Source organism: Halobellus sp. Atlit-38R, from assembly GCF_003665925.1.
GTDB classification, from domain to species: Archaea; Halobacteriota; Halobacteria; order Halobacteriales; family Haloferacaceae; genus Haloquadratum; species Haloquadratum inordinatus.
The window spans coordinates 379,596-404,931 of the sequence record NZ_QXIJ01000002.1 but is presented as its reverse complement, the minus strand read 5'-3'; the positions used below and the strand labels follow the sequence as shown (position 1 = coordinate 404,931).

The 25,336-nt window shown below is 66.4% G+C and carries 24 protein-coding genes and 1 pseudogene; 19 read left to right on the top strand and 6 right to left on the bottom strand.

Annotated features, from left to right (window positions below; all coding sequences use genetic code 11):
* Window positions 1–118: pseudogene (locus D3D02_RS21135) on the top strand (IS6 family transposase); the annotation flags it as partial.
* A gap of 54 nt (window positions 119–172) precedes the next feature.
* Here the strand turns inward: D3D02_RS21135 and D3D02_RS04625 are convergent.
* Together D3D02_RS04625 and D3D02_RS04620 are read right to left on the bottom strand one after the other, a co-directional pair.
* Window positions 173–1,054, bottom strand: coding sequence for a universal stress protein (locus D3D02_RS04625; RefSeq protein WP_121568799.1), 882 nt, complete (start codon window positions 1,052–1,054; stop codon window positions 173–175).
* Between the two features lie 113 nt (window positions 1,055–1,167).
* Window positions 1,168–2,259 (bottom strand): CNNM domain-containing protein, encoded by a 1,092-nt coding sequence (locus D3D02_RS04620; RefSeq protein WP_121568798.1) that lies wholly within the window; start codon window positions 2,257–2,259, stop codon window positions 1,168–1,170.
* Between the two features lie 145 nt (window positions 2,260–2,404).
* On the opposite strand from D3D02_RS04620, the gene D3D02_RS04615 reads away from it, so the two are divergent.
* The 3 genes from D3D02_RS04615 to D3D02_RS04605 all read left to right on the top strand — a co-directional run bounded on the left by D3D02_RS04615 (window position 2,405) and on the right by D3D02_RS04605 (window position 4,859).
* Window positions 2,405–2,722 carry a DUF5783 family protein gene (locus tag D3D02_RS04615; protein ID WP_121568797.1) on the top strand — a complete coding sequence of 106 codons (318 nt, stop codon included), beginning with the start codon at window positions 2,405–2,407 and terminating at the stop codon, window positions 2,720–2,722.
* A 152-nt stretch (window positions 2,723–2,874) separates the two neighbouring features.
* Entirely contained in the window at window positions 2,875–3,243 is a 369-nt protein-coding gene (locus D3D02_RS04610) for a NifU family protein (protein WP_121568796.1), read from the top strand.
* Between the two features lie 68 nt (window positions 3,244–3,311).
* The gene (locus D3D02_RS04605; protein ID WP_121568795.1) at window positions 3,312–4,859 is read left to right on the top strand and encodes a sulfatase; all 1,548 of its coding nucleotides are present in this window, start codon (window positions 3,312–3,314) and stop codon (window positions 4,857–4,859) included.
* A gap of 92 nt (window positions 4,860–4,951) precedes the next feature.
* Here the strand turns inward: D3D02_RS04605 and D3D02_RS04600 are convergent, their stop codons facing one another.
* The 3 genes from D3D02_RS04600 to D3D02_RS04590 all read right to left on the bottom strand — a co-directional run bounded on the left by D3D02_RS04600 (window position 4,952) and on the right by D3D02_RS04590 (window position 11,601).
* Window positions 4,952–5,848 carry a ketopantoate reductase family protein gene (locus tag D3D02_RS04600; protein WP_121568794.1) on the bottom strand — a complete coding sequence of 299 codons (897 nt, stop codon included), beginning with the start codon at window positions 5,846–5,848 and terminating at the stop codon, window positions 4,952–4,954.
* 102 nt (window positions 5,849–5,950) lie between these two features.
* Window positions 5,951–11,179, bottom strand: coding sequence for an LAGLIDADG family homing endonuclease (locus D3D02_RS04595; protein WP_121568793.1), 5,229 nt, complete (start codon window positions 11,177–11,179; stop codon window positions 5,951–5,953).
* Window positions 11,180–11,181: 2 nt separating this feature from the next.
* Window positions 11,182–11,601 carry a PPC domain-containing DNA-binding protein gene (locus tag D3D02_RS04590; RefSeq protein ID WP_121568792.1) on the bottom strand — a complete coding sequence of 140 codons (420 nt, stop codon included), beginning with the start codon at window positions 11,599–11,601 and terminating at the stop codon, window positions 11,182–11,184.
* A gap of 167 nt (window positions 11,602–11,768) precedes the next feature.
* Here D3D02_RS04590 and D3D02_RS04585 point away from each other — a divergent pair, with 167 nt between their 5' ends.
* Window positions 11,769–12,164 carry a hypothetical protein gene (locus D3D02_RS04585; protein ID WP_147435571.1) on the top strand — a complete coding sequence of 132 codons (396 nt, stop codon included), beginning with the start codon at window positions 11,769–11,771 and terminating at the stop codon, window positions 12,162–12,164.
* Window positions 12,161–12,358: a helix-turn-helix transcriptional regulator gene (locus D3D02_RS04580; RefSeq protein ID WP_121568790.1), complete on the top strand. Its 198-nt coding sequence runs from the start codon at window positions 12,161–12,163 to the stop codon at window positions 12,356–12,358. Before D3D02_RS04585 ends, D3D02_RS04580 begins: the two co-directional genes overlap by 4 nt.
* 72 nt (window positions 12,359–12,430) lie before the next feature.
* Here the strand turns inward: D3D02_RS04580 and D3D02_RS20840 are convergent, their stop codons facing one another.
* Window positions 12,431–12,601, bottom strand: coding sequence for a hypothetical protein (locus tag D3D02_RS20840; protein ID WP_199723005.1), 171 nt, complete (start codon window positions 12,599–12,601; stop codon window positions 12,431–12,433).
* A 256-nt stretch (window positions 12,602–12,857) separates the two neighbouring features.
* On the opposite strand from D3D02_RS20840, the gene D3D02_RS04575 reads away from it, so the two are divergent.
* From D3D02_RS04575 to argC, 13 genes are all read left to right on the top strand, one after another.
* Window positions 12,858–14,027 carry an alpha-hydroxy-acid oxidizing protein gene (locus D3D02_RS04575; RefSeq protein ID WP_121568789.1) on the top strand — a complete coding sequence of 390 codons (1,170 nt, stop codon included), beginning with the start codon at window positions 12,858–12,860 and terminating at the stop codon, window positions 14,025–14,027.
* Window positions 14,028–14,110: 83 nt separating this feature from the next.
* Window positions 14,111–14,956 (top strand): CBS domain-containing protein, encoded by an 846-nt coding sequence (locus D3D02_RS04570; protein ID WP_121568788.1) that lies wholly within the window; start codon window positions 14,111–14,113, stop codon window positions 14,954–14,956.
* Window positions 14,956–16,755 carry a glycine--tRNA ligase gene (gene glyS, locus D3D02_RS04565; RefSeq protein WP_121568787.1) on the top strand — a complete coding sequence of 600 codons (1,800 nt, stop codon included), beginning with the start codon at window positions 14,956–14,958 and terminating at the stop codon, window positions 16,753–16,755. Before D3D02_RS04570 ends, glyS begins: the two co-directional genes overlap by 1 nt.
* A 3-nt stretch (window positions 16,756–16,758) precedes the next feature.
* On the top strand, window positions 16,759–17,406 hold the full coding sequence (locus D3D02_RS04560) for a dolichol kinase (RefSeq protein WP_121568786.1): 648 nt from the start codon (window positions 16,759–16,761) through the stop codon (window positions 17,404–17,406).
* A gap of 86 nt (window positions 17,407–17,492) precedes the next feature.
* Window positions 17,493–17,978 (top strand): cation:proton antiporter regulatory subunit, encoded by a 486-nt coding sequence (locus D3D02_RS04555; RefSeq protein ID WP_121568785.1) that lies wholly within the window; start codon window positions 17,493–17,495, stop codon window positions 17,976–17,978.
* A 4-nt stretch (window positions 17,979–17,982) separates the two neighbouring features.
* Window positions 17,983–19,218, top strand: coding sequence for a cation:proton antiporter (locus tag D3D02_RS04550; protein WP_121568784.1), 1,236 nt, complete (start codon window positions 17,983–17,985; stop codon window positions 19,216–19,218).
* Between the two features lie 51 nt (window positions 19,219–19,269).
* Entirely contained in the window at window positions 19,270–19,986 is a 717-nt protein-coding gene (locus D3D02_RS04545) for a DUF429 domain-containing protein (RefSeq protein ID WP_121568783.1), read from the top strand.
* Window positions 19,987–20,049: 63 nt separating this feature from the next.
* Window positions 20,050–20,181 carry a hypothetical protein gene (locus D3D02_RS21460; protein ID WP_255410143.1) on the top strand — a complete coding sequence of 44 codons (132 nt, stop codon included), beginning with the start codon at window positions 20,050–20,052 and terminating at the stop codon, window positions 20,179–20,181.
* Between the two features lie 137 nt (window positions 20,182–20,318).
* Complete coding sequence (locus D3D02_RS04540) at window positions 20,319–21,530, top strand: argininosuccinate synthase (RefSeq protein ID WP_121568830.1); 1,212 nt, start codon at window positions 20,319–20,321, stop codon at window positions 21,528–21,530.
* Between the two features lie 3 nt (window positions 21,531–21,533).
* Complete coding sequence (gene argH, locus D3D02_RS04535) at window positions 21,534–23,021, top strand: argininosuccinate lyase (RefSeq protein ID WP_121568782.1); 1,488 nt, start codon at window positions 21,534–21,536, stop codon at window positions 23,019–23,021.
* A gap of 204 nt (window positions 23,022–23,225) precedes the next feature.
* Complete coding sequence (lysW, locus tag D3D02_RS04530) at window positions 23,226–23,405, top strand: lysine biosynthesis protein LysW (RefSeq protein ID WP_121568781.1); 180 nt, start codon at window positions 23,226–23,228, stop codon at window positions 23,403–23,405.
* Window position 23,406: 1 nt separating this feature from the next.
* Window positions 23,407–24,273, top strand: a complete 867-nt coding sequence (gene lysX / locus D3D02_RS04525; protein ID WP_121568780.1) for a lysine biosynthesis protein LysX — start codon at window positions 23,407–23,409, stop codon at window positions 24,271–24,273.
* Window positions 24,270–25,334: an N-acetyl-gamma-glutamyl-phosphate reductase gene (gene argC / locus D3D02_RS04520; protein WP_121568779.1), complete on the top strand. Its 1,065-nt coding sequence runs from the start codon at window positions 24,270–24,272 to the stop codon at window positions 25,332–25,334. The genes lysX and argC overlap by 4 nt, the downstream gene beginning before the upstream one ends.
* Window positions 25,335–25,336 lie beyond the last annotated feature (2 nt).

The following is a 25,336-nucleotide window of genomic DNA, read 5'->3' as shown; positions in this document are numbered from 1 at the left end:
CTTCAAGGAGTTGAAACGCCGGACGAACGCCTTTGCAAACCACTTCAGACACGCCGACCCAGAAACCGCAGAAACGTGGCTCCAATCGTTTGCCGTTTGCTGGAACCAGCTAATCTGAACAATGCCGTCGCCGTCGTCGCCCGTCGCTGTGTGATCGCGGTGGGGCCCTTCTCTACTCGATCTGTCGCTCTCGAACCGTCAACACCGGGACAGACGCCGTTCGGAGGATTTTCTCGGTCACGCTGCCGAGCAGGTAGCGATCGAGACCCGTGCGGCCGTGCGTGCCCATCACGACGAGGTCGATATCGTGTTCGTCGACGTACGAGCAGATCGTCCGGTAGATCGACGTTCCCGTCTCGACGTGGCCCGTGATCTCGGCCTCGTCGACGCCGGTCTCGGTCGCGACGCGGACGCCGTCGTCGACGAACTGCTGTGCGTTCGATTTGAGCTGATCGATCTGGAGGTCGACCCGCACGTCGAGACCGAGGTGGGCGATGTCGACGACGGAGAGGAGGTTCAGCGTGGCGTCGTCAGCGGCCGCGAGGCCCGCGCCGAACGAGAGCGCCGTCGTGGCACAGTCGCTGCCGTCGATCGGGACGAGGATGCGCTCGTAGGGGTAGTCGAGATCGGACTCCTCGTCGGGTTGCACGGTGAGTACAGGGGCGTTCGAACGCCTGACGACGCGCTCGGTCGTACTCCCGAGCACGAGCCGTTCGATTCCCGTGCGTCCGTGCGTGGGCATCACGACGAGGCCGACGCCCGTCTCCTCGGCGTACTCGACGATCGCTTCGTAGGGCTCGCCACGCCGGACCGTCGTGACGGTCTCGACGCCCCGGTCGGCGGCGCGGTCGGCGGCGTCTGCGACGATCGTTTCCGCCTCTGATTCGACCGCCTCGGCGACCTCGTCGCCGTGAGTGAGCCGGTCGCCGCCGGGGCCGGCGGCCGTGAGGACGTGCAACGTCGCCTCGTGTGCGACGGCCAGATCGAGCACGTGATCGAGTACCCGCGTTGCGCCCTCGCCGCCGTCGGTGGGAAAGAGAACCTCCTCGAACATACTTTCGCAATCCACGCGAGCCCCCAAATAGCGTCGGATATGTAATTAGGTTGTACTTTCTGTGATCCGGTGGTCGTCTCCGTCTGTGGACGACTGGCCGGCGCCAGCGGCGCTCACTCGGTGTCGTCGGGCGAGACGGGGTGGTCTTCGTCGTCGGCTTCGACGTCGAGCGGGTCTTCGAGGTCGCCCATCACGGCCTCGAAGGCGTCCGTCGCCGTCAGGAGACCGACGACGTCACCGCCGTCGAGGACGAGCGCGAGTTCCTGTCGCTCCACCTGAAACTGGTCGATCGCCTCGCTGATGAGCGTATCCGCCGACAGCGTCATCGGCGGCGCGGCGATCTCCTCGAACGCCGTGGTCCCGTCCCGAAGGTCGTCGGCGTTCGCGACGACGGTCGGTACGTAGACGATCCCGCGGAAGTCTTCGGGATCCGCGCCGACGAGCGGGAACCGGGTGTGCGGACTGTCGCCGATCCGTTCGAGGTTCTCTACGACCGACGCGGTCGTCGAGAGGAAGACGACGTCCTCGGCGGGGGTCATCTCGTCGCGGATCGAGCGGTCGCCGACCGTGAGGGCGTTGAGAACCTCCTCGCGCCGCTCCTCGGGCAGGTCGCCGCGGTCGAGGACCGAGCCGAGTTCGTGACGGAGATCCGCCCGCGACTCGATGGCGTCGGTCTCGGCTTCGAGCCAGGCCCCGGTCATCTCGACGCCGAACAGTTTGAGCGTCCACTTCGCGACGCTGTCGCCGATTGTGATGATTGGCGAGATGATTTTTGCGAACCAGTACAGCGGCGTCGCGCCGTAGCGGGCGACGAACTTCGAACGCTCGACGCCGAGGTACGTCGGGGTCTGCTCGCCGTGCGTGAGGTGCAGGAGGTTGATAATTAGGAACGCCAAGACGCCGCCGGCGCCGATCGACGCCAGGACCGTCGACTGGAAGTACGGCTCGAAGAGTGCCGCTAGCGCCGGTTCGGCGACGATACCGACGGCGATACTGGAGGCCGTGATGCCGACCTGACAGCTCGTCAGGTAGATCTCCAGGTCGTCGGTCATCTCCCACGCGCGACGCAGGCCCGGTTTGTCGAACTCGGCTTCGGAGTACTGCCGCACGCGGGTGAGCGCGAACTCGATGGCGACGAAGAACCCGTTGACCAGAATCAGCGCGAGACCGGCGAGCAGTCGGAGGGAGATCTCGAGGCCGTTCATACGGCGGATTCGTCGCTCCCGCGACAAATACGTGGGGGACTCGGCCTGTCGCCGCGGAGCCGGGACGCCGGCCCTGCTGAGGCAGGACGCCGACTCTGCCGCGCCCGGACAAAACCGGTTTGTACCGACCCGGCCAATCACGGGTATGACCGACTTCGATCCCGAGAAGTTCGAGGACAAGTACGCGAACTACTTCTCCGAACTCCAGCGCGCGTACAAGAACGCCTTCGAGACGATGAACGACCAGTACGACTCGGAACTGATCCACGCCATCGACCAGCAGATCCTCAACGAGTCCGAGCCGTTCTACGAGGACGGCGACTTCCGGATCGAACTCCCCGAGAACCCCACGGAACGACTGACGGCCGTCATCGTCGACGACGAGAAGCTCTCGACAGTGCTCGATCGGTACGTCGAAGAACTCCGCGAGCAGCACCGTCGCGTCTTCGGTCTCGACGACTGATACTGCCGGACAGACGTCGTGAAACAGTGCGGCATCCCGTGGGTGCCGACTATCGTCACATCGGAATATCCGACGATATGAGCGAGGGCGTATCCCCTCGACTGATTGGGGGGAACCAAAGGCCTAAGCCCGTCCACACCGAAGCCGTCGGTATGAGCACGGACGCCGCGAACGGCGACGACGACCTGAAAGAGCGCGTCACGAACTTCCTGCGCCGCAACTTCCCACAGATTCAGATGCACGGCGGCTCGGCCGCCATCCAGCACCTCGACCGCGAGACCGGCGAGGTCACCGTAATGCTCGGTGGTGCCTGCTCCGGCTGTGGCATCTCCCCGATGACGATCCAGGCGATCAAGAGCCGGATGGTCAAAGAGATCCCCGAGATCGAGACCGTCCACGCCGAGACCGGAATGGGCGGCGGCGGCGGTCACGACGGCGGAATGTCCCCCTCTTTCCCCGGTGAGAGCACGAGCGAGAGCGACGACGCCGACAGCGACGAAGGTCCCCAGGCCCCCTTCTGATCCCGACCATCGGGTCGAGTTCGACCTGGGACCGGTGACTCTTTGATGCCCTCGCTGCGAGGGTGGGTATGAGCATCGAATCGCCCGAGAACGTCCTCTTCGTGGTGATGGATACGGTCCGTAAGGACCGCCTCACGCCGTACGGGTACGACCGCCCGACGACGCCGAACCTCGCCGAGTTCGCCGAGGAGGCGACCGTCTTCGAGCAGGCTGTCGCACCCGCGCCGTGGACGCTGCCCGTTCACGCTTCTCTCTTTACCGGGATGTATCCCTCACAGCACGGCGCGGACCAGGAGAATCCGTATCTGGAGGGCGCGACCACGCTGGCACAGACGCTCTCGTCGGCGGGCTACGACACCGCCTGTTACTCCTCGAACGCGTGGATCACACCGTACACCCACCTGACTGACGGCTTCGACGACCAGGACAACTTCTTCGAGGTGATGCCCGGCGAGTTCCTCTCGGGGCCGCTCGCTCGCGCGTGGAAGGCGATGAACGACAACGAGGCGCTTCGGACGCTCGCGGACAAGCTCGTGAGCCTCGGTAACACTGCTCACGAGTATTTCGCCGACAGCGAGGGGGCCGACTCGAAGACGCCCGCGGTGATCGACCGAACCAAGTCGTTCATCGACGACGCCGACCAGTCGTTCGCGTTCATCAATCTGATGGACGCACACCTCCCGTATCACCCGCCCGAAGAGTTCGCAGAAGAGTTCGCACCGGGTGTCGACTCCGCGGAAGTGTGTCAGAACTCAAAGGAGTACAACTCCGGTGCACGCGACATCGACGACGAGGAGTGGGCGGACATCCGCGGCCTCTACGACGCCGAAATCGCGCACATCGACGACCAACTCGGTCGCCTGTTCGACTGGCTGAAAGCGGAAGGCAAGTGGGACGACACGATGGTCGTCGTCTGCGCGGATCACGGCGAACTCCACGGCGAACACGACCTCTACGGCCACGAGTTCTGTCTGTACGACCCGCTCGTGAACGTTCCCCTGATGATCAAACACCCCGCGCTCGACGCCGACCGGCGCGAGGACCAGGTCGAACTCGTCGACCTGTATCACACCGTCCTCGACGTCCTCGACGTCGACGGCGGCACCCCGGCGTCCCCGGAGGAAGACGCCGTCGCGCTCGATCGCACCCGCTCGCTCGTCTCCGAAACCTATCGCGCCTTCGAGGACCTCGACGCCGCCGACCGCGACCCCGGACAGCGCGGCGACGGCGACTACGCGTTCGTCGAGTACTCCCGCCCCGTCGTGGAGCTGAATCAACTGGAGGAGAAAGCGGCCGACGCCGGCATCACGCTCCCGAGCGATTCACGGTTCTACTCGCGGATGCGCGCCGCACGCCGGACAGACGCGAAGTACGTCCGCATCGACCGCATCGAAGACGAGGCCTACCGGATCGACGAGGACCCCGCCGAGACGGACAATCTCGCCGACGCCGACGACCCCGCGATCGAGGCGACAGACGAGACGCTCGCCGCGTTCGAGTCCGCCATCGGTGGCGCGTGGACCGACGCGCTCGACGACGACGTCTCCGACGACAGCGTCGACGAGATGGACGACGAGGCCCAAGAGCGACTTCGCGACCTCGGCTATCTGGAGTAGTACTACAGTAGCATTTGTCTGTCTTCGCGCATCGGATCGGACGCTGTCGTGCGATCGGATGCGCAATCAGTTGCAAATGCTACTCTCGCTTTTCAGCGCACGTCGTGTCCGTCTTCCCAGGCTCTGAGGAGATCGGCTAGCGTTCGGTTTACCGGGACCCGCAGGTCGTGTTCTCCCGCCCGGCGAACCACTTCGCCGTTGATCGCGTCGCTCTCGGTGCGCCGACCGGCGTCGACGTCCTGCAGCATCGACGAGCGGTTCGCCGCCGTGGCGTCGATGACGGTCTCTACGGCCGCTTCGGCGCGGTCGGCCGGGAGGTCGACGCCGGACGCGCGGGCGACACGAGCCGTTTCACGAGCGGCCCGCCGCGCCGTCTCCGCCCCGGCCCCCGACGCGAGCGCGCCGTTCTCGACCCGTGCGAGCGCCGTGACGGCGTTGATGCCGGCGTTGACCGCGAGTTTCTCCCAGCGACGACGGGGCATATCGGCCGCGACGAGCGTTCGGACGTCGGCGTCGCGGAACGCTTTCCCGAGGCGTTCGGCCCAGGGATGGCTGCCGCCGTCTCGGTCGCCCACGACGACGCGCCCGACGCCAGTGCAGACGACGTGTCCGGGATCCGCGAGCCGGGCCCCGTAGGTCGCCGTCCCGGCGAGTACCGGACACGCTAGCTCGCGGGCGAGCGTCTCCTCGGTCAAGCCGTTCTGGAGCGAACAGACGACCTCGTACTCGCCAGTCGCGAGCGTCGCGGCGGCGTCCTCTGTGTCGAATGCCTTCACCGTCACGAGCGCGACGTCGGCCTCGCGCCCCGCACCGTTCGTCGTCGCATCCGGGCGCGTATGCGCCTCGACGGCCCCCGAGATTTCGACGCCCGACTCGCGGACGGCCGAGATGTGTGGGTCGCGGCCGACGAGGGTCACGTCGTGCGTGCGCGAGAGCAGGCCGCCGAGCAGCGTGCCGAGGCTCCCCGCGCCGAAGACGAGAACGTTCATACGACGCGGGAGGCGGCCGGACGCAAAAAAGCGGGCGGAGGCGGTTGCAGTGGGAGTCGAGCGGAGATAGGGCGGCGCGAGATCTCGGTGAGAACGCCGCGTTCACATAAAGTCCGCAATACCTGACTGTTTGTTCTTGTCGTTCTCGAAGACGGATTCGAGACTCTTCTCTAAGACTTCGAGCCGTTGTTTCGTGTACTCCCGGCAGCCGAACTCCTCGGCGACGTGAATGGCGGTGTCCATATACTTGTTCACCGAGCCCTGGTGCACGGTGAGATTCACCCGGCCGCCGCACTCGCGACAGTCGCCGGTCAGCGGCATTCTGCGATACTTCTCGCCGCAGTCGAGACACCGCGTCTCCTGCCGTGAGAACGCCCGGAGGTTTCCGATTAGGTCGGGAAGGAAGTGATACTCGATGACGCGCTCTGCGACGTCGGTCTCGTCGACCGCCCGGAGCTTTCGCGAGAGTTCCAACTGGGCGTCCATCTTGTCCATCATCGACCCGAGCGTCTTGTACGCCGACAGATCGGGGCCGAGCGCGATATTCGAGGTGTCGTGGGTGTGATCGAAGCCGCGGTACTCGTCGTCGGTGCCGAGCGTGTCTTCGCCCAGTTGGATCAGGTCTTCGACGTCGTCTGGGTCCGCGAGCTCGCGCGTGGCCTCGTAGAACTCAGTCGGGTACCGCCGGACGATGTCCATATTGTGCGCCTCGTCGTCGATCTCGCTGGGATCGATCCGCGAGGACATCACGAGCGGCGCGTCCATCTGCCCGCCGCGCTTGTCGGGCAGGTAGTCTTTCGAGAAGTTGAGCAGGCCGTCCATCAGCAGCATCACGCAGTCTTCGTCGCCGTCGCACTGCTTTTGAGAGAGGTCGTTAGCAACGAGCGAATGTGTCGATTCGACGGTTAGACAGTACGTGTGACCGACGTCTGCAGGTACGTATTCGACCGCTTCGATCGACTCGACGAGGTAATCCCCGTCGCCGCCGTCGAAGGCTCTGCGGGCAGATGGCTTGATATGCTCAACCTGTTTCTGGAGCTTTCGCGACTTCCGAGACAGGTGGAATCCGATTCGCTCTGCGAACTGGACAGTATCTGACGAGGGGACGTGAACGACGTACGACTTCGCCGACATCGACTCGTCGTCCGCGTCGTAGTAGTCGGGGAACTGCTCACAGAGTGGCACCGGATCGACCACGTCGACGCGGGCAGTGATTCCGAGTCGCTTGAGTAGCGCGAGGAGGTCCTCTTTGAGTTCCCGGCTGACGGTCGTGGCGGAGACGTTCAGAGCATTCGCGTCGACACTACCGTCACCGCTAAAGTACCCGCTAAGATAGGCTTCGACGATCCTATCTGGCGCGTCGAAAACGGACTGTGGGATCCGTTTCTCGTCCGCGGATGTTCCTGCATCGAGAACGGTGTCGAAGAATGTCCGCAACAACCGCCCGGACACTGTAACTTTAGTGTCGCTCTCGTAGTACGGTTCGACGCCGAATGATTCGTCCAGCGTCTGTACGAAGAACTCGCGCGCCTCCGGTTCCGTCCCACAGACCGTCGTCTGATGGATGGTACCTTTTTCGGTCTCCTGCTCCCGACTGAAACCTTCTGCAGCGTAGTAGCCAAGTAACACCGCAAGGTCTTCATCAACCTCAACAAACCTGTCGATCGTCGTCCGGTCTCGGGTCATCCCGAGCTGGACATCGTCGGGGACGTATTCGAGGAGTTCCGCGTCCGTGTCGAAGAACTCTGTCAAGAGCGAGACAGGGATGCTCTCTCGATAGAGATAGTTACTGAGCCGCTTCTTGGTGAGTCCCAAGTGTTCGGCTGTGCTCTGGAGCGGGTAGAATTCTCCCACCCACTCGTCACTCAGCTTCGACTCGAATAGGTCGTAGAGTTCGTCTTTTTCGATGCCTCGAACCGAGAGCCGGTCGTTCGGTACTGCGTCTATCGACAGGAACTCGCTCAGTAGGTCGAATTGAGGCGCTACCTGGGATGATGATACCGCATCAAGGTGCGCCGGTGTGACCGCGTTGTCTTCTGTCGTGAGTTCGCTCGCCTGCTTTGCGACGATGCCCTCACCATCGAACGTGTGTACCTCGTGATCGGGTGTAAGGGTTATTTCACGGCCGCTCTGCGTCTCCACCCGAATGAGATGATCGGGCGAGACGTGCTTCGAGACGGCTTCGACGGGCTGTATCGTTTCGTTGCCGTCCTCGTCGATCGACGGGACGTATACGTCTCCGTCGAGCTCCTGCACGAGCGTCCCGAAATCGTCTTTTGTCGGGTCGTCGAGACGCGGTTCTACGAGGTCACGGATCTGCTCGTGATGCCAGTTCTCGGCCTCGTCGCGGTACCAGACTTTGGTCTCCGGATGGAAGCAATTCCGGCGTTTTGCGGCGTGGAAGTACGGATGCGCGTATCCGACGGCCGCAGACGTGAAGCCGACGACGCGGCCGACGACCGCGGCGGAGGTGTGCGGTGCCATCCCGAAGACGAGTTCGCCGACGAGGTCCTCGCGGTCGTCGACCTCGTAGAACGGCGGCAGGTCGTAGAACTGCTCCAGGAGGTCGTCGACGAAGTCCGCGGTCTTGAGCATGTGCTCGGCCGCGCCGTCCGAGAGGACGATGTCCTGGACTTTCAGCTCGACGAGCTGATCGTCGAACTGCAGGGGTTCGCCGTCGATGTCCGTCTCGTAACCGAGTTCGCGGAAGTCGGCGGCGGTCACGTCGAGTTCGGCGGGTCGGACCGCGGTGACCGGGAGGTCGGTCATATCGTAGCGGACCGTGCCGTCCTTGAACGACGTGACGCCGTTCTTCGCGCGGAGGACCCCCTTCTCCATCGGCTCGGGCGTCTTGTCCGCTGAGGTGAGTCCCTTGACGCCTTTCAGGATGTCGTAGGCCGATTCGCGCTCGCCCACCGCTTCGAGTGCCTCCCGATACTCCTCGCCGACGTCGATAGAGAACCACTCGGGGCTCGTGACGTCGCGCTCGCAGCGCTCGCAGTACACGCGGCCCGATTCGTCGGGTTCGACGACGCGGCCGCACTCCTCGCACTCGTAGTACGACTCGGTGTGCGTGCCGCACTCCGGGCACGTCGTCCGGTAGGTGTGGGTGTCGCAGTCGGGGCAGACGCGGTCACCCACGCGGACGTCGACGACACCACGCCGGCCCTGATCGTCCCGGAGGCGGGCGGCTTCGCCGACGTCGCGCTGGCTCCCGCCGGCCTCGCCGATGGGAAAGAGCGTGTGCACCGCCGGCGAGAGGTCGCGCGATTCGGACTTCTCGGGGCGGCCCATCCGGTTGCCGATGCGCGTCGGCGCGCGCTCGCGGAGGTCGAAGGGCGCGACCTCGTTCGCGGCTTCGAGCGCGCTCTCGCCGTCGTCCCACTCGCGGGCACGGGACGAGAGGTCGTCCGCGTTCCACGTCCGTTCGAGCGAGCCCGTCTCGGCGTCGATCTCGAACCCGAGCGAGCGAACCAAGAGCCGCCACTCCGGCACGCGGATCGTCTCCTCACACTGGGTGTGTTCGACGAGGAGGTGTTCGAGCGTCTCCGCGATAGGTTCTGAGTTCGGGAGTTCGAGAACGTCGTTGCCGCCGTCCTCGTTTGCCGCGTGCCCGTCAGCGATACCGGCGTGACGGTCGGCGCTCCCATCCGCGCCGGCGAGGCCACCGTCAGCCTCCGCAGCGCGGAGTTGTCCGCCGTCGACGGTGTCGGCGAGCGTCTCGAACTGCTCGACGGAGACGTCGTGCCAGAGATACGTGTAGTCGGGGTGTAGCGGGCAGTCGTACGTCGTCGCCCACTCGTAGGCCTCCGCGGGCGTCGGATGCTCGAGGTCGACGCCGGGGTCGTCTTCGAGCGCCTGCACGGGCGCCCCGGCGTCCTCGAACTCCTGGACCCACCACTCGTAGACGTAGGAGGCGGGCGCGAGCGGGTGGTTGTTCTCGACGAACTCGCCGAAGTTGACGAGGTACTCGCCGAGGTCGATGATCTTCTCGACGCCGTTGCGGATCTCCAGTGCCTCTTCGGGGTCGTCGATCTGGCGCACGTCGCCGTTGGCGAGTCGCACGGTCGGCCCTTCGATGGAGTCGACCGGAATGACGCCGGCTGCCTTCCCGGGGCGCTCGGTCTTTATCTGCGTCCCCGTCGCGAGGAAGTCGTCGACGAGGTGCATCGTCGCCGGGTGGACGCCGGCGGTCGCGAAGCCGTGGTTGCGCGAGCGGCCGTAGCGGAGGCGGAACCCGCCCTCGGCGCTCGGATGGCCGAAGACGGGGCGGCCGGCGATCAGGTCACGGAGGTACTTCGTCGAGGGATCGAGGCGCGGCGGCCCACTGGGGTCGCCGCTGTCGGTTCCGTCCTCGTTCGCGTCGCCGTCTTCGTCCGCCGCATCGCTTTCCGCGCCGGCGTCGCCGTCCTCGTCTCCCGCCGCGGCCGACCCGTCGTCACCGTCGCCGTCGCCTTCCTCGCTGTCGTCGGCGGTGTCCGCGCCGTCCTTGCCGATGGTGCCGTCGATGAGGTCCTGGAGCCACGGCCAGTCGACCTCCTCTAATCCGCGGGTGTAGCGCTGGATCTTCGGCGCTTTGAGCGCGATCCCCTCCGCGAGGACGAGACACATCCCGCCGCGGGCGGAGTTGGTGTCGACGCGTTCGAGGTCGCGGAAGCCCGAGACCTCCTCGTCGCCGGTGGCCTCACCGTCCAGCATAATCGGCATATGCTCGGCGATGAATTTCGTCTCCTTGTCCTTCGGCGAGTACTGCAGACCGGTCTCTTTGTCGTAGAGAGCGACCTCCTCGGCGTAGCGCTCGATCTCGTCGGATCGGGCTTTGTACTCGTCGATGCCGAGCAGCGAGCGGGCGTAGTCTGCGACGAGCACCGAGAGCGCCTGGGCGGTCCCGCCGGCCGAGCGGATCGGGCCGGCGTAGTAGACGTTCACGAACTCCGTGCCGTCGTCGTTTTCGAGGATCTCGACGCGGTCGATTCCCTCGATGGGCGCGGCGACGACTCCCTCGGTCAGGAGCGCGACCGCCGTCCGGACCGCGCCCTCGACCTTCCCGGCGCGGCTGTCGTAGTCGCCGACGCTCCCCTCGACGAAGTCGGTGACGAGCTCGAGTGCGGCCTCCTCGCGGGACATCTGGCCCTCTAGCTCGCGGACGCGCTCTGCGACGCCCGCGATGCCGAGGATGTTCTCGACGCGGTCGGCCATATCCTTCGCGACCGGAATCTCGACCTCGGGCTCGGGGTCGTAGCCGCGGCCTTTGGCGCGCTCTGCGCGGTCGAACGCCTCGTCGAGACGGGATTCGATCCCCTCGAAGTACCGTTCGTCGTCCTCGCGCACGGCTACAGCCAGAGGTCCAGATCAGTCAGTTCGTGGTGCTCCCGTTCGAGCCCCTCCTCGAACGCCCGGAGGTACACCTCGCCGGCGAAGACCGTCGCGGCGTTGAGGTGCCCCGCGAGCGACTGCCCGGAGGGCCGCGAGAGGACGGCGTGAGTGTGTGCGAAGCGCTCGCCGTCGAGGTAAGAGACGTTGCCGACGCAGGCTGCCACTTCCAGCGGTTCGTCGAACGTTACCGAGTGGTACTCTTTGTCTTCCTGATCGTAGAACCACACCTCGGCGTCCTGGACGGCGCCCATCGCCTGAAACCACGCGGCGTCGATCTCTTCGAGGGCGGCGAACTCCTCGATCTCGGTGCGCCAGTCGGCTCCCGTCTCGAGCCGAAGCAGGAACTCCCGGCTCGCATCGACCTCGCGGTAGTGCATACTCCGTTGCTCGGGAGACGCGGACAAAAACCTCACTGTGTTCGTATCCGCGCTCGGCGCTGCCGACACCCGGCGCTCGCCGACCGGTATATTTAGGTATCAGTGTAAAGCATCCTTTACTGTAAAGCGAGCTTTACACAGCTCGCGTGATCACGATGACACAGGCGATGTCGACAACCGCTGCTTCGGAACGATCGTATCGACGTGCACACGGTGTTCTCTCGGGACTATCGGGGCTTGCACTGGGCGTGCTCATCGCTCTGGGCCGGCCGCTCCTCGGGGTCGCCGGGTTCGTCGCGTTCCTCGGTGCGGCGGGGTACCTCCGGGTGAGCTACGCGGGCACGCTGTTCGACGAGCGCGACGAGCGGACCCACGAGCGCGCCGCCGGGTGGACGATCGCGCTCTTCGGGTGGGCCTCGGCGGTTTTCTTCCCGACGCTGACGGCCCTCGTGGCTCTCGGATATACCACCTGGCCGACGTGGCTGACGCCAATCGCTCTGACCGTTCCGGTCGTCTACGGTGCGTACGGCGTCCTCCTGCTCGTCGCTCGGCGGCGCGTATGAAAAACGACCTCCCCGAGCGGCGCGAGCGCGCGGGAATCAGCCAGGCCGAACTGGCCGAGGCAGTCGGCGTCACTCGTCAGACGATAAACGCCGTCGAACGCGGGCGCTACGACCCGTCACTCGACCTCGCGTTCGCGCTCGCCGGCTATTTCGAGTGTCGCATCGAGGACGTCTTTTCCCCTGCCGACGAGTGACGCGGGACTGTCGCTCTCGACCGGTTCGATTGCGAAAAAGCGCTGCAAGCTACTGCGACTCGAAGTGGCCTGTCAGGCCCACTCGTCGAGCGACGGCGCCTCCGATACTCGCATCGAAAGCCACGCATCATCGCGGGAAATGTCCGCGATAATGAACTCCGATTGAGCGGGAGTGGAGTCCACCGAGGCCATCACCTCGGCGCGCGACGCGTCGGACGCTGCAGCCGTCGCATTCGGCGTCATGTTTGTGAGTGTGTCTCATCCATACATAAACCCGTCGGATCAGTGTCGTGACGGAATCCACGGATGTGTATATTTTTTGGTCTGAAAGAGCACGATAATGCACATCTACCGTTCGAGGGTCGACGAATGGTACTCCGGCTCCGACTGGTATGATAGGACTTACCAAGCAACTCGACACTACGGAGCGTGTGGTAGTGTGCGGGCACCTAACAACCATCAGGTAAATTATATACAGGTATGCCAACACGCAGCAAGTATGACTGACGAACTCCCGTCCCAACCCGGGCCGCGTCGCCAGGCGCAACTGTTCTCCGAGACCGCAGACACGCCGGACATCCCGATGTCGTTCGATGATCTGGAGGCTGCCGCACTGGAGGCGCTCTCCGACGAAGCGTACGACTACGTTGCCGGCGGCGCGGGCGGCGAGGACACCGTCGACCGGAACCGAGAGGCGTTCCGCCAGTACCGCTTGCTCCCGCGGATGCTCCGGGACGTGAGCGAGCGGGACCTCTCGACGACGGTCTGCGGCACCGAACTGAACCACCCCGTGATGCTCGCGCCGGTCGGCGTCCAGTCGATCATCCACGAGGACGGCGAGCGGGCGAGCGCTCGCGCCGCCCGCGAGTTGGATCTGGGGATGATCTCCAGTTCGGCGGCGTCGACGACGATGGAGGGCATCCGCGAGGAACTCGGGGACGCGCCCGGGTGGTTCCAACTGTACTGGAGCGCGGACCGCGACCTCGCGAAGAGCTTCGTCGATCGGGCGACGGAAGCCGGCTACGAGGCCCTCGTCGTCACGCTCGACACGCCGATGCTCGCCTGGCGCGAGCGCGATATGCAGCGCGGCTACCTCCCCTTCCTCGACCGCGATGGCGTCGCCAACTACTTCTCGGATCCGACGTTCCAGTCGCGCGTCGACGGCGACATCGGGGAGAATCCGGTTGCGGCCGTCAACGAATTCCTGGAGGTGTTCAGCGATCCCTCGCTCACCTGGGACGACTTCGCGTGGCTCTGTGAGTACAGCGAACTCCCTGTCGTGCCGAAAGGCATTCTCCACCCCGCGGACGCCGAGCGAGCGGTCGAGGCAGGTGCGGCCGGCGTCGTCGTCTCGAACCACGGCGGCCGCCAGGTCGACGGTGCGGTCGCAGCCATCGAACAACTGTCCGACGTCGCCGATGCCGTCGGCGACGAGGTCGACGTCCTGTTCGACAGCGGGATCAGACGCGGTGCGGACGCGCTGAAGGCGCTCGCGCTCGGCGCTGACGCCGTCTTGCTCGGCCGTCCATTCGTGTACGGATTGGCTCTCGACGGGGCCGACGGCGTCCGCACCGTCTGTGAGAACTTCCTCGCCGATCTGGACCTGGGGCTGGGGCTCGTCGGCCACGACGACGTCGCGGACGTCGACGAGTCGGTACTGGCTGACTGAGACTGCGTGCGAGCGGCCAGCGCGTGGGCGCTTCCGGGCAGGCCTTCAAAGAGTACAAGAGGTGTGGCACAGTAAAGCGCCGTATGAACGTTGCCGACGCGATGACTCCCCGTGAGGACGTTGTTACTGTCGAACTTCCGGGGACTCGCGATGACGTGTTGGAGTACATCCAAGAGCGCGGCTTCTCCTCGGTGCCGGTGGTCAAGCAGACCGACGACGGCGAAGAGTACCGCGGGCTCGTCTCTCGCGAGGAACTGATCGAACGCCCCGACGAGGACCAGCTCGCGGTCCTGATGCGGGACGTCCCGACGGTCACCGCCGACACGAGCGTCGTGGACGCGGCGCACCTGATGATCGACGCCGGAACCCGGCGCGTCCCCGTCGTCGACGGCGAACTCGAAGGCATCTTCACCGTCACCGACGTCGTCCACGCCATCGCCCGCGGCGAGGTCGAACTGGAGGCGACCGCCGGCGACGTCGCGACCGAGGACGTGAACACGACCTACGACGGGACGCCGCTCCCGGTCGCCGAGCGCGAGATCTTCTACGCGAACGTCCCCTACGCGGTCTGTCTCGACGACGAGGGACGGATGAACGGCATCCTCACCGAGGTCGACATCATCGAGGTCGCCCGCGTCGTCGAGGGCGAAGACGACACCGGCGACTCGGTCCCCGGCCAGGACGACGAGTGGATGTGGGAGGGCATCAAAGCCATCGGCAAGCGCTACATCCCGACGCGGAACGTCGAGCTGCCGGCCGAGCCGGTCTCGACCTTTATGTCTACGGACCTCGTGACCGTCTCGAAGCGCAAGCCCGGCGTCGAGATCGCACAGGCGATGATCACCGAGGACATCGAACAGATCCCCCTCGTCGCGGGCGACGAACTCGTCGGCATCGTTCGCGACATCGACCTCCTGGAGGCACTGTGATGAGCGAGGAGCAGACCGAGGGCGAGCGACTCGCCGAACTGGCCAAGCGCCGCGGCTACTTCTTCGGCGCGACCGGCGCGTACGGCGGCGCGGCGGGGTTCTACACGTTCGGCCCGCAGGGCGCGGCGCTGAAGTCGAACGTCGAAGACGCCTGGCGCGACCGCTTCACCGTCCAGGAGGGCAACTTCGAGATCGAGGCGCCGACGATTATGCCCGAACCCGTCTTCGAGGCGTCGGGCCACCTCGACGGCTTCGACGATATGCTCGTCGAGTGCCCCGAGTGCGGCGAGTCCCACCGCGCGGACCACCTGATCGAAGACGAGACCGACATCGAAGACGCCGAGTCGCTGCCGATCGCGGAGGTCGAGTCGCTGCTCGAAGCGCACGACCTCCAGTGTCCGAACTGCGGCGCGCACCTCGCGGGCGAACCCGTCGAGGATTTCAACCTGATGTTCGAGACGAACATCGGCCCCGGCTCGTCGACGCCGGGCTATCTCCGACCGGAGACGGCGCAGGGCATCTTCGTCGAGTTCCCGCGCATCAAGGAGTACGCGCGAAACAGCCTCCCGTTCGGCGCGACGCAGATCGGCCGGGCGTACCGCAACGAGATCTCGCCGCGAAAGAGCATCGTCCGCACGCGGGAGTTCACGCAGGCCGAACTGGAGCAGTTCGTCGACCCAGAGCGCGACGACCCCGACCTCAGTTCGGTCGCAGACGTCGAGGTGACGCTCTACCCGGCGACCGAGCAGCAGGCCGACGACGGCGAGTACGTCGAGACGACCGTCGGTGAGGCCGTCGACGAGGAGATCATCGGCGACCCGTGGATCGGCTACTTCGTCGGCATCGCCCAGGAGTGGTACGAGCGCGTCGGCGTCGATATGGACCGCTTCCGGTTCCGTCAGCACCTCGCGGGCGAGCGCGCCCACTACGCGGCGGACTGCTGGGACGCCGAGAGCGAGGTCGACGGCGACTGGATCGAGATCGCCGGCTTCGCCTACCGGGGCGACTACGACCTCTCGAAGCACGGCGAACACAGCGACGACGAGTTCACCATCTTCCGGCAGTTCGACGAGCCGAAGACGGTCGAGCGCGCGGTCGTCGAACCGGATATGAGCGTCCTCGGGCCGGAGTTCGGCGGTGCCGCCGGCGACGTGAAGACGGCGCTCGAAGCCCTCGCCGAGCGTGACCCCTCGGCTTTCGAGGGCGACACTGTGACCGTCGAAGCCGACGGCGAGACCTACACCGTCGACACCGACGTGACGAACTTCCGGATCGAAGAGCAGACCCAATCGGGCGAGCACATCACGCCGCACGTGATCGAACCGTCTTTCGGCGTCGACCGGACCGTCTACACGCTCTTGGCGCACGCCTACAACGAGGACGAGGTCGACGGCGAGACGCGCTCGTATCTCTCGCTGTCGCCGACGGTCGCGCCGACTGACGTCGGCGTCTTCCCGCTCGTCTCGAACGTCGAGGAACTCGTCGACCGGTCACAGGCGATCGTCGACGACTTGCGGGAATCCGGCTTCAGCGTCGTCTACGACGACTCCGGCAGTATCGGCCGGCGCTACCGACGCCAGGACGAGGTCGGGACGCCCTTCTGCGTCACTATCGACCGCGACGGCCTCGAAGGCGACGGCCCCGACAGCGTCACCATCCGCGAGCGCGACACCGCCCGGCAGATCCGCGTTCCGATCGACGACCTCGTCGCGGAACTCCGGACCGTCGAGAGCGGCGAGCGGACCTTCGACGACCTCGTCGAGGCGTACGAACTCGTCGCGCCGGGCGCGGACGCGTAGACGGTGTCCGCATCGCCCGTCGAATCGCTCCCTCGTCCGTCGGCGAGCGAGCTAAAGCGCCGTCTCGTCCACGCGAGCGGGACCGGACTCCCGCTGCTCTACGTACTCGGGTTCGTGTCGTGGTCGCAGTTCGGCCTCGTGATGATCCTCTGTTCTGTGACCGCGGCCGTCCTGGAGTTCGTCCGACTCGTGGTCGGTCTCGACTGGGCGATCTACGACGAACTCACTCGCTCCTACGAGCAGACGAACGTCGCGGGGTACGCGCTGTATATGTTCAGCGTCACCGCCGTGGTGCTCGTATTCGCGCCGCACATCGGCGTTCCGGCGACGCTGATGCTGACGGTCGGCGACCCCGTTTCGGGGCTGCTCGGGACGACTAGAGAGGCCGGTGAACCGAAGCGACTGCGGACGCTCGGGGCGATGTTCGCGGTCTGCCTGCTCGTTTCGGCTCCGTTTCTCGTCCCGGTCGCGGGCGTCGCGGTCGGCGGCGCGGCAGCGGTCGCGGCCGCGCTCGGGGCGACCGTCGCGGACGGATTCAAGCCGGTGATCGCCGGCTACGTCGTCGACGACAACCTCTCGATTCCGCCGGTCGCGGCCGTCGCTGCCGGCGCAGTCTTGGCTGTCGCCGGGGCCACACCGGTCTTCGCCTGACCGACGGCCCTGCGGGGCGGGCACCTCACCGACCGTGCGACCAACTCCCACGACGATTTTTGTACACAGCCGCCGAATCGCGTACTGTGACCGTCTACGAGAGCGACCTCCCCGGCGTCGGTAAGAAACACGAGATCGACCTCCCGGACGGGTCACAGCTCGTCGTCGTGACCCACAACGAGGGGCGGCGCGAGGTGTTTCTGCGGCCGACGCCCGAGAGCGACTCCGAGAAGCTCTTCGAGCTCTCGGATCAGTTAGCCCGACAGATCGGCACGATTCTGGAGGGCGCGTACTTTCAGCCCGTCCGCTCTGAGAGCATCGAGACGCTGCTCGGCGGCGACACGCTCTTAGAGTGGGTCGAAGTTGGCGCGGACTCGCCGATCGCCGACCGGACGCTCGGCGAGTCGAACCTCCGGCAGGAGACGGGGGCGTCCGTCGTCGCCATCGAACGCGACGATGAAGTCATTCCCTCGCCGGGCGGCGAGACGACAGTCCGCGCGGGTGACACGCTCGTGATCGTGGGCACGCGAGAGAACTGTGACGCGTTCGAGGCGCGCGTCACGGGCGAATAGAATAATGGCCGCCGGGCTGCTCGAACTCGGGGAGGTGTTCGTCGTCCTCGCGATCGCGGGTGCAGTAGCGCTCCGCACCGGCCTCTCGGTCATCCCGCTGTACGTCGTCGGCGGGATGCTCGCCGGCCCCTTCGTCGCCGGTCGCGTCGGCCTGCCGTACGTGCCGAACGGCGAACTGCTGACCGTCCTCGCCGAGATCGGGATCGTTCTCCTCCTGTTCTTTCTCGGCTTGGAGTTCAGCCTCGGCCGCCTGCTGGCGGCGCGCTCGAAGATCACTCGTGCGGGCCTAACCGACGTCGCCGTGAACCTCCCGCTTGGCGTCGCGATCGGCCTCGCACTCGGCTGGTCGTTCGTCGAGGCGCTGCTGCTCGGCGGGATCGTCTACATCTCCTCGTCGGCCATCGTGACGAAGACGCTGATCGACCTCGGGTGGATCGCCAACGAGGAGGCCGAGCCGATCCTCGGAACGCTCGTCTTCGAGGACCTGTTCATCGCCGTGTATCTCGCCGTCGTCACCTCGCTGGTCCTCGGCGGCTCGGGCGGCGCGGTCGCAACCGGGGCTGGCACTGAAGCGGTCGGCGGGCTGGGCGGCGTCGGCCGGTCGCTCGTCGTCGCCTTCGGCTTTCTCGGGCTCCTGCTCGTCGTCGTGCAGTACGGAACCGGGTTCTTCGTCCGCGTCCTCGACGTCTCCGAGAACGAGGCGTTCGTGCTTCGGGCGCTCGCAGTGGTCGTCCCCGTCGCCGGCCTCGCGCTGGCGCTGGGTGTGAGCGAGGCCGTCGCGGCCTTCTTCGTCGGGATGGGATTCTCGACCAGCGGGCACCGCGAGCGTATCGAGCGCCAACTCACGCCCGTTCGGGACGTCTTCGCGGCCGTCTTCTTCTTCTGGATCGGCGTCGGGACCGATCCCCGACTGCTCGGCGGCGTCGCTGTCCCGCTCGCGGCGGCGATCCTGCTGACGACGCCCTCGAAAGTCTTCTCGGGCTATCTGGGCGGTCGCGCGTACGAGCTTTCGAGGCGGCGCTCGCTCCGGACCGGCCTCGGGTTAGTGCCGCGCGGGGAGTTCTCGCTCGTCATCGCCGCCCTCGCTGCCGGCGGGTCGACGCCGGTGATGCAGGAGACGATTCCCGCGCTCGCCGTCGGCTACGTGCTCGTGATGAGCGCGCTCGGGACGGTGCTGATGCAGCGCTCCGACGCTGTCGCGGGACTGATCGAACGCGCGTGGCCGCACGCTGACTTCTGACGCCTATTTTTGCCAGCAGGCTTTCGTCGGCGGCGCGCGAGCGATCGGTACATGGCTGCACGCTCGCCCGTCGTCGGCGTCGACGCCTGCCCCGCTGGCTGGGTTGCGACGGTGTTCGACCACGACGACGCCCGAATCGAGACGCATCGAGATTTCGCGGCGGTCGCCGACACGTATGCGGACGCCGAGCGGGTTCTCGTCGATATCCCGATTGGACTGCCGACGACGCGTCGGCGGCGCTGTGACGAGGACGCCAGCGACCTGCTCGGCTGTCGCGGGATCTCCGTGTTCTACCCGCCGAGTGCGGCCGCGATCGACTGCGACGACTACGAGACCGCGAGTGAGGTCCACCGCGACGACGTCGGCCACGGGCTCTCGCGGCAGGCGTTCTACATCGGCGAGAAGATCCGGGAGGTCGCCGCTGTCGTCGGCGACGACTACGACGGGCGGATCCGCGAGGCGCACCCGGAACTGTGCTTCGCCGCGCTGAACGGCCAACCGATCGCGTACGCCAAGTCCGCAGCGCGCGGACGTCGCCTCCGGCGGTCGCTTCTCGCCGACGCGCTCGACGGCGCGGACGACGCGTACGAGCAGGCGCGAGACGACTATCCGCTGCGTGACGTCGGCCGCGACGACATCCTCGACTCGATGGTGCTCGCCGTCGCGGCCACGGGCGAGGCTGTGGCGGATGGGTCGCTGACGACGGTCCCCGCGGACCCCGACGCCGACGAACCGCGGATCTACTACCCGCCGTTCGAGGTGGCCTGAGCCGCGCCAGTCACAGGCCTGTCCCGAAAAAGTTTAGTGCGGCGGGATTGGTGTGGTGTTACGATGACGCGGCTCTCGCTGCCGACCGCTCGCGTCCAATCGAGAGTCGCTACTGCGGCCGTCTCGGCGCTTTTCTCCGCGTTCTCCGTCGAGACCGCCGACGCCGCGCGACGACCGCGACGACGGGCCTGCTAGGCCCACTATTACCTCACCTCCACGTTGCAGCGAACTCAACTGAAAAGCGACCAGCGTCTCTATAGGCATCTCTACGATTTAATTTCTAACACTCAAACCGTGTAATTTATACGGGAGAGAGCCGGACTCGGATGTATATGACAAGCGTGGCACTCGCGTTCTCCGGCGGACTCGACACCACAGTATGCGTTTCGCTCCTCCAAGAGGAGTATGGCTACGACGAGGTCGTCGGCGTCACCGTCGACGTCGGACAGCCGGAATCGGAGTTCGAGGAGGCACAGGAGACCGCCGACGCGCACGGACTCGACCTGCACGTCGTCGACGCCAAAGCGGAGTTCGCGGACCTCTGTTTCGACTCGGTTCGCGCGAACGCGACGTATCAGGGCTACCCGCTCGGCACGGCGCTTGCGCGCCCGGTCATCGCCAACGAGATTCTCGACGTCGCCGAGGCCGAGGGTTGTGACGCACTCGCACACGGCTGCACCGGCAAAGGGAACGACCAGCTCCGTTTCGAGGCCGTCTGGCGCGCCTCCGACCTCGACGTCGTCGCGCCGATCCGCGAACTCGAACTCACCCGCGAGTGGGAACAGGAGTACGCCGAGGAACACGACCTGCCCGTCCAGTCCGGTAACTCCGGCATCTGGTCGATCGACACGAACCTCTGGAGCCGCTCCGTCGAGGGCGGTGAACTGGAAGACCCCGCCCACGTCCCGCCGGAAGACATCTACGAGTGGACCGACGACCCCGCGAACGCCACCGAGACCGAACTCGTCGAGATCACCTTCGAGGACGGCTACCCCGTCGCGCTCGACGGTGAGGAACTCTCCCCGACGGAACTCATCCGCACGCTCAACGAGCAGGCCGGCAAACACGGCGTCGGCCGCACGGATATGATGGAAGACCGGATGCTCGGGCTGAAGGTCCGCGAGAACTACGAGCACCCGGCCGCGACGACGCTGCTCACCGCCCACGAGGCGCTCGAACAGCTCGTTCTCACGAAAGACGAGCGCGACTTCAAGCGCAGCATCGACAACGAGTGGGCCCAGAAGGGCTACGAAGGCCTCGTCGACCACCCGCTCGTCGGCGCGCTCGAAGGCTTCATCGACGAGACGCAAGAGCGTGTCACCGGCACGGTGACGATCAAGTTCCAGGGCGGGCAGGCCCGCCCGGTCGCCCGCGAGTCCGAGTACGCCGCCTACTCCGAGGACGCCGCCTCGTTCAACACCTCCGGCGTCGGCGACATCACCCAGAAGGACGCCACCGGCGTCGCGAAGTACCACGGCTTCCAGTCCCGCCTCGCGAACGCCGCGACGGCCGCTGCGAAGGCGAAGAAGAACGACTCCGAATAGACAATGACAGGCGCGGAGGAGACGGGAGACGGCGACACTGACGCCTCGGGCGTCGTCCGGCGCGACCGCTTCAGCGGCGGCCCCGCCCGCGGCTTTATGTCCAGCCTCGCGGCCGACGAGTGCATCTTCGCGGCGGATCTGGCCGTCGACCGCGCACACGCGGTGATGCTCGCCGAGCGGGACATCATCGGCGACGACGTCGCCGGCGAGATCCTCGCCGCGCTCGACGACGTCGAATCGGCGGGCCACGGCGCGCTCCCCGACGGCGAGGACGTCCACGAGGCGATCGAGACGGCCGTCGTCGACCGCGTCGGCCCCGACGGCGGGAAGATGCACACCGCCCGCAGTCGGAACGACGAGGTCGCGACCTGCATCCGCTACCGCCTGCGCGCGGACCTCCTCGACGCGATCGAGGCGACGGTCGCGCTCCGCGAGGCGCTCGTCGAGACCGCCGCGGCGCACGTCGACACCGTGATGCCCGGCTACACGCACCTCCAGCCCGCACAGCCGACGACGGTCGCGCACTTCCTGCTCTCCTACGAGTCGGCGGTCGCCCGCGACACCGCGCGCCTGCTCGACGCCTACGACCGCACGAACCGCTCGCCGCTCGGTGCGGCGGCGTTCGCCGGCACGCCGTTCGACGTCGACCGCGAGCGCACGGCGGACCTGCTCGGCTTCGACGGCGTCGTCGAGAACTCGATGGACGCGTCGGCGGGGAGAGATTTCCTCGCGGAGGCGACGGCGGCGCTCGCGACGCACGCGACCACCGTATCGGGCCTCGCGGAGGACCTCGTGATCTTCGCGAACAAGGGCTTCGTCGACCTCGCCGACGAGTACTCCTCGACGTCCTCGATTATGCCGCAGAAGGTCAATCCCGACACCTTGGAACTGGTGCGCGCGGTCGCGGGCGACGCCGTCGGCGGCCTCACGGGTCTCTTGACGACGCTGAAGGGGCTCCCGCGGGCGTACAACCGCGACCTCCAGCGCGCGACGCCGCACGCCTGGGAGACGGTCGACGCCGTCTCCGAAGCGACAGCCGTCGCCGCCGGCGCGGTCGCCACCGCCGAGTGGCCCGCCGAGACGCTCGAAGCCGAGGCCGGCGCGGGCTTCTCGACGGCCACGGGCGTCGCGGACGCGCTCGCGATGGCCGGCGTTCCGTTCCGCACCGCCCACGAGGTGCTCGCCGCGGCCGCAGAGCGCGCCGACGGCGAGACGCCCGACCTCGCAACACTTGACGCGGTCGCAGCGGACGTGCTCGGCGAGTCCCTGTTCGAGTACGTGAGCCGCGAGCGCGTCGAAGCGGCGCTGGACCCCGTCCAGAGCGTCGCGAGCCGCGACTCCGTCGGCGGGCCGGCACCCGAAGCGGTGGCGTCACAGCTCGACGGGTCCGAGGCCGGAATCGATGCCGACCAGACAGCACTCGAAGAGCGCGGCGACGCGCTCGAGGACGCCACGGAGACGCTCCAGGCGGAGGTGGCCCACTATGTGTGAGCCAGGCGACTGGCGGATCCCTGGCCCTCATCTGCGACGCCCGCCGCGACGGTCCCCTCACGGGGACGATAACATATGAAATCAGACATAGATTTCACACGGGCCGACTGATCGACTGTTCCACGCCGTTAGTGGTTTCGCTGTTTAGTTAATTTATTCGATACTTTCGATGGGTTTAAGGCTCTTCCTCGCCCACCGACGAGTATGGCAGAGACCATCACCGCAGAAGACCCGCTCACCGGAGAGGAGATCGAGATTCCTGCCGACGTCGAAGTCGGCGAGATCGTCGACAGCCCCGCGACCGGCGCGGAGCTGGAAGTCGTCTCGGTCGACCCCCTAACACTCGAAGAAGCCCCCGAACTCGAAGAGGACTGGGGCGAGTGAAATGAAGGTTGGGCTGCTCTACTCCCGGATTCGGCGAGACGAGAAGCTCCTCCTCTCGGAGCTTCGCGACCGCGGACACGAGATAGAGAAGATCGACGTCCGGAAAGAGCAGTTCAACATCTCCGAACCGCCGGCGTCGCTCGACGGCGTCGACATCGTCGTCGACCGCTGTCTGGCGACCAGCCGGAGCATCTACACCACGCAGTTCCTCGACGCCTACGACGTCCCCGTCGTCAACTCCGCACACACCGCGGACGTCTGCGCGGACAAGGTGAAAAACAGCCTCGCGCTGGAACGGGCCGGCGTCCCGACGCCGAACACCGAGGTCGCGTTCACCACCGACAGCGCCTTGGAGACGATCGAGAAGTTCGGCTACCCCTGCGTGCTGAAGCCCGTCATCGGCTCGTGGGGACGCCTGATGGCGAAGGTCGACTCCCGGTCGGCCGCCGAGGCCATCCTCGAACACAAGGCGACGCTCGGTCACTACGAGCACAAGGTGTTCTACGTCCAGGAGTTCGTCGAGAAACCCGGCCGCGACATCCGCGTGCTGGCCGTCGACGGCGAACCGATCGCCGCGATGACCCGCTCGTCGGACCACTGGCTGACCAACGCCGCGAAGGGCGGAGCGGTCGAGCCGTTCGACCTCGACGACCGCGCCCGCGAACTCGTCGCGGCCGCCTCCGACGCCGTCGGCGGCGGTCTGCTCGGTGTCGACCTGATGGAGACGGGCGACGACTACACCGTCCACGAGGTCAACCACACCGTCGAGTTCAAGGCGCTCAACGACGCCGTCGACGTCGACGTGCCCGCGCGGGTCGTCGACTGGATCGAAAACAAGGTAGCGACGGAAACCGAGGCGAGCGTATGAACGCTGACGCGACTGACGCAGACCCCGACTACACGGCCGCCGTCGTCGGCGGCTCGGGCTTCACCGGCGGCGAACTGCTCCGCCTGCTCTATCAGCATCCCGAGTTCGACGTCGTGCAGGCGACGAGCCGTTCGAAAGAGCGCAAGACCGTCGGCCACGTCCACCCGAACCTCCGCGAGATGGACCTCCGGTTCACCTCGCCGGCGGACCTCGAATCCGTGGACGTGCTCTTCGCGGCGACGCCTCACGGCGTCTCGATGGAACACATCGACCAGTTCCGCGACGCCGCCGGCACGGTCGTCGACCTCTCGGCGGACTTCCGCCTCGACACGGAGGCACAGTACGACGAGTGGTACGACGGCCACGTCTGCCCCGAGTACCTCGACGACGCGGAGTACGCGCTGCCGGAGATCAACCGCGAGAACCTCCCCGGCGCCGAACTGATCGCCTCCGGCGGCTGCAACGCCACGGCGACGATCCTCGGCCTGAAGCCGCTCTTCGACGCCGGCATCCTCGCGGGCGACGAACAGGCGGTCGTCGACGTGAAGGTCGGCTCCTCGGAAGGTGGCGCCGGCGGCGGCGACGCCTCCAGCCATCCCGAGCGCTCGGGCATCGTCCGCCCGTACGCGCCGACCGGCCACCGCCACGAGGCCGAGATCGAGCAGTTCCTCGGCCTCTCGGTGTCGTTCACTGTTCACGCCGTGGATATGACCCGCGGCGCGAGCGCGACCTGTCACCTGTTCCCGAACGACCCCGTCTCGAAGGGCGACCTCTGGAGCGCCTACCGCGACGCCTACGCCGAGGAGCCGTTTATGCGGACCGTCGCCGGCGGTGGCGGCGTCTACCGCTATCCGGAACCGAAGGCGGTCGCCGGGACCAATTACGGCGAAGTCGGCTTCGAGGTCGACCCCGGAAACCGCCGGCTGGTCGTCTTCTCGGCGATCGACAATATGATGAAAGGCTCGGCCGGCCAGGCCGTCCACGCGGCGAACATCGCCCTCGGGATCGAGGAGACCGCCGGCCTGGAGTTCGCCGGTCTCCACCCCGTCGGAGCACCCTGACG

Bases quoted from the DNA above. Each gene is read 5' to 3' on its own strand.
- lysW (WP_121568781.1), top strand. From the start codon at position 23,226: ATGGCAGAGACCATCACCGCAGAAGACCCGCTCACCGGAGAGGAGATC.
- D3D02_RS04625 (WP_121568799.1), bottom strand. From the start codon at position 1,054: ATGTTCGAGGAGGTTCTCTTTCCCACCGACGGCGGCGAGGGCGCAACG.
- D3D02_RS04550 (WP_121568784.1), top strand. From the start codon at position 17,983: ATGGCCGCCGGGCTGCTCGAACTCGGGGAGGTGTTCGTCGTCCTCGCG.
- argC (WP_121568779.1), top strand. From the start codon at position 24,270: ATGAACGCTGACGCGACTGACGCAGACCCCGACTACACGGCCGCCGTC.
- glyS (WP_121568787.1), top strand. From the start codon at position 14,956: ATGAGCGAGGAGCAGACCGAGGGCGAGCGACTCGCCGAACTGGCCAAG.
- D3D02_RS04610 (WP_121568796.1), top strand. From the start codon at position 2,875: ATGAGCACGGACGCCGCGAACGGCGACGACGACCTGAAAGAGCGCGTC.
- D3D02_RS04580 (WP_121568790.1), top strand. From the start codon at position 12,161: ATGAAAAACGACCTCCCCGAGCGGCGCGAGCGCGCGGGAATCAGCCAG.
- D3D02_RS04590 (WP_121568792.1), bottom strand. From the start codon at position 11,601: ATGCACTACCGCGAGGTCGATGCGAGCCGGGAGTTCCTGCTTCGGCTC.
- D3D02_RS04585 (WP_147435571.1), top strand. From the start codon at position 11,769: ATGTCGACAACCGCTGCTTCGGAACGATCGTATCGACGTGCACACGGT.
- D3D02_RS04605 (WP_121568795.1), top strand. From the start codon at position 3,312: ATGAGCATCGAATCGCCCGAGAACGTCCTCTTCGTGGTGATGGATACG.
- D3D02_RS04615 (WP_121568797.1), top strand. From the start codon at position 2,405: ATGACCGACTTCGATCCCGAGAAGTTCGAGGACAAGTACGCGAACTAC.
- D3D02_RS04545 (WP_121568783.1), top strand. From the start codon at position 19,270: ATGGCTGCACGCTCGCCCGTCGTCGGCGTCGACGCCTGCCCCGCTGGC.
- D3D02_RS04570 (WP_121568788.1), top strand. From the start codon at position 14,111: ATGAACGTTGCCGACGCGATGACTCCCCGTGAGGACGTTGTTACTGTC.
- D3D02_RS04620 (WP_121568798.1), bottom strand. From the start codon at position 2,259: ATGAACGGCCTCGAGATCTCCCTCCGACTGCTCGCCGGTCTCGCGCTG.
- D3D02_RS20840 (WP_199723005.1), bottom strand. From the start codon at position 12,601: ATGACGCCGAATGCGACGGCTGCAGCGTCCGACGCGTCGCGCGCCGAG.
- D3D02_RS04575 (WP_121568789.1), top strand. From the start codon at position 12,858: ATGACTGACGAACTCCCGTCCCAACCCGGGCCGCGTCGCCAGGCGCAA.
- D3D02_RS04600 (WP_121568794.1), bottom strand. From the start codon at position 5,848: ATGAACGTTCTCGTCTTCGGCGCGGGGAGCCTCGGCACGCTGCTCGGC.
- argH (WP_121568782.1), top strand. From the start codon at position 21,534: ATGACAGGCGCGGAGGAGACGGGAGACGGCGACACTGACGCCTCGGGC.
- lysX (WP_121568780.1), top strand. From the start codon at position 23,407: ATGAAGGTTGGGCTGCTCTACTCCCGGATTCGGCGAGACGAGAAGCTC.
- D3D02_RS21460 (WP_255410143.1), top strand. From the start codon at position 20,050: ATGACGCGGCTCTCGCTGCCGACCGCTCGCGTCCAATCGAGAGTCGCT.
- D3D02_RS04540 (WP_121568830.1), top strand. From the start codon at position 20,319: ATGACAAGCGTGGCACTCGCGTTCTCCGGCGGACTCGACACCACAGTA.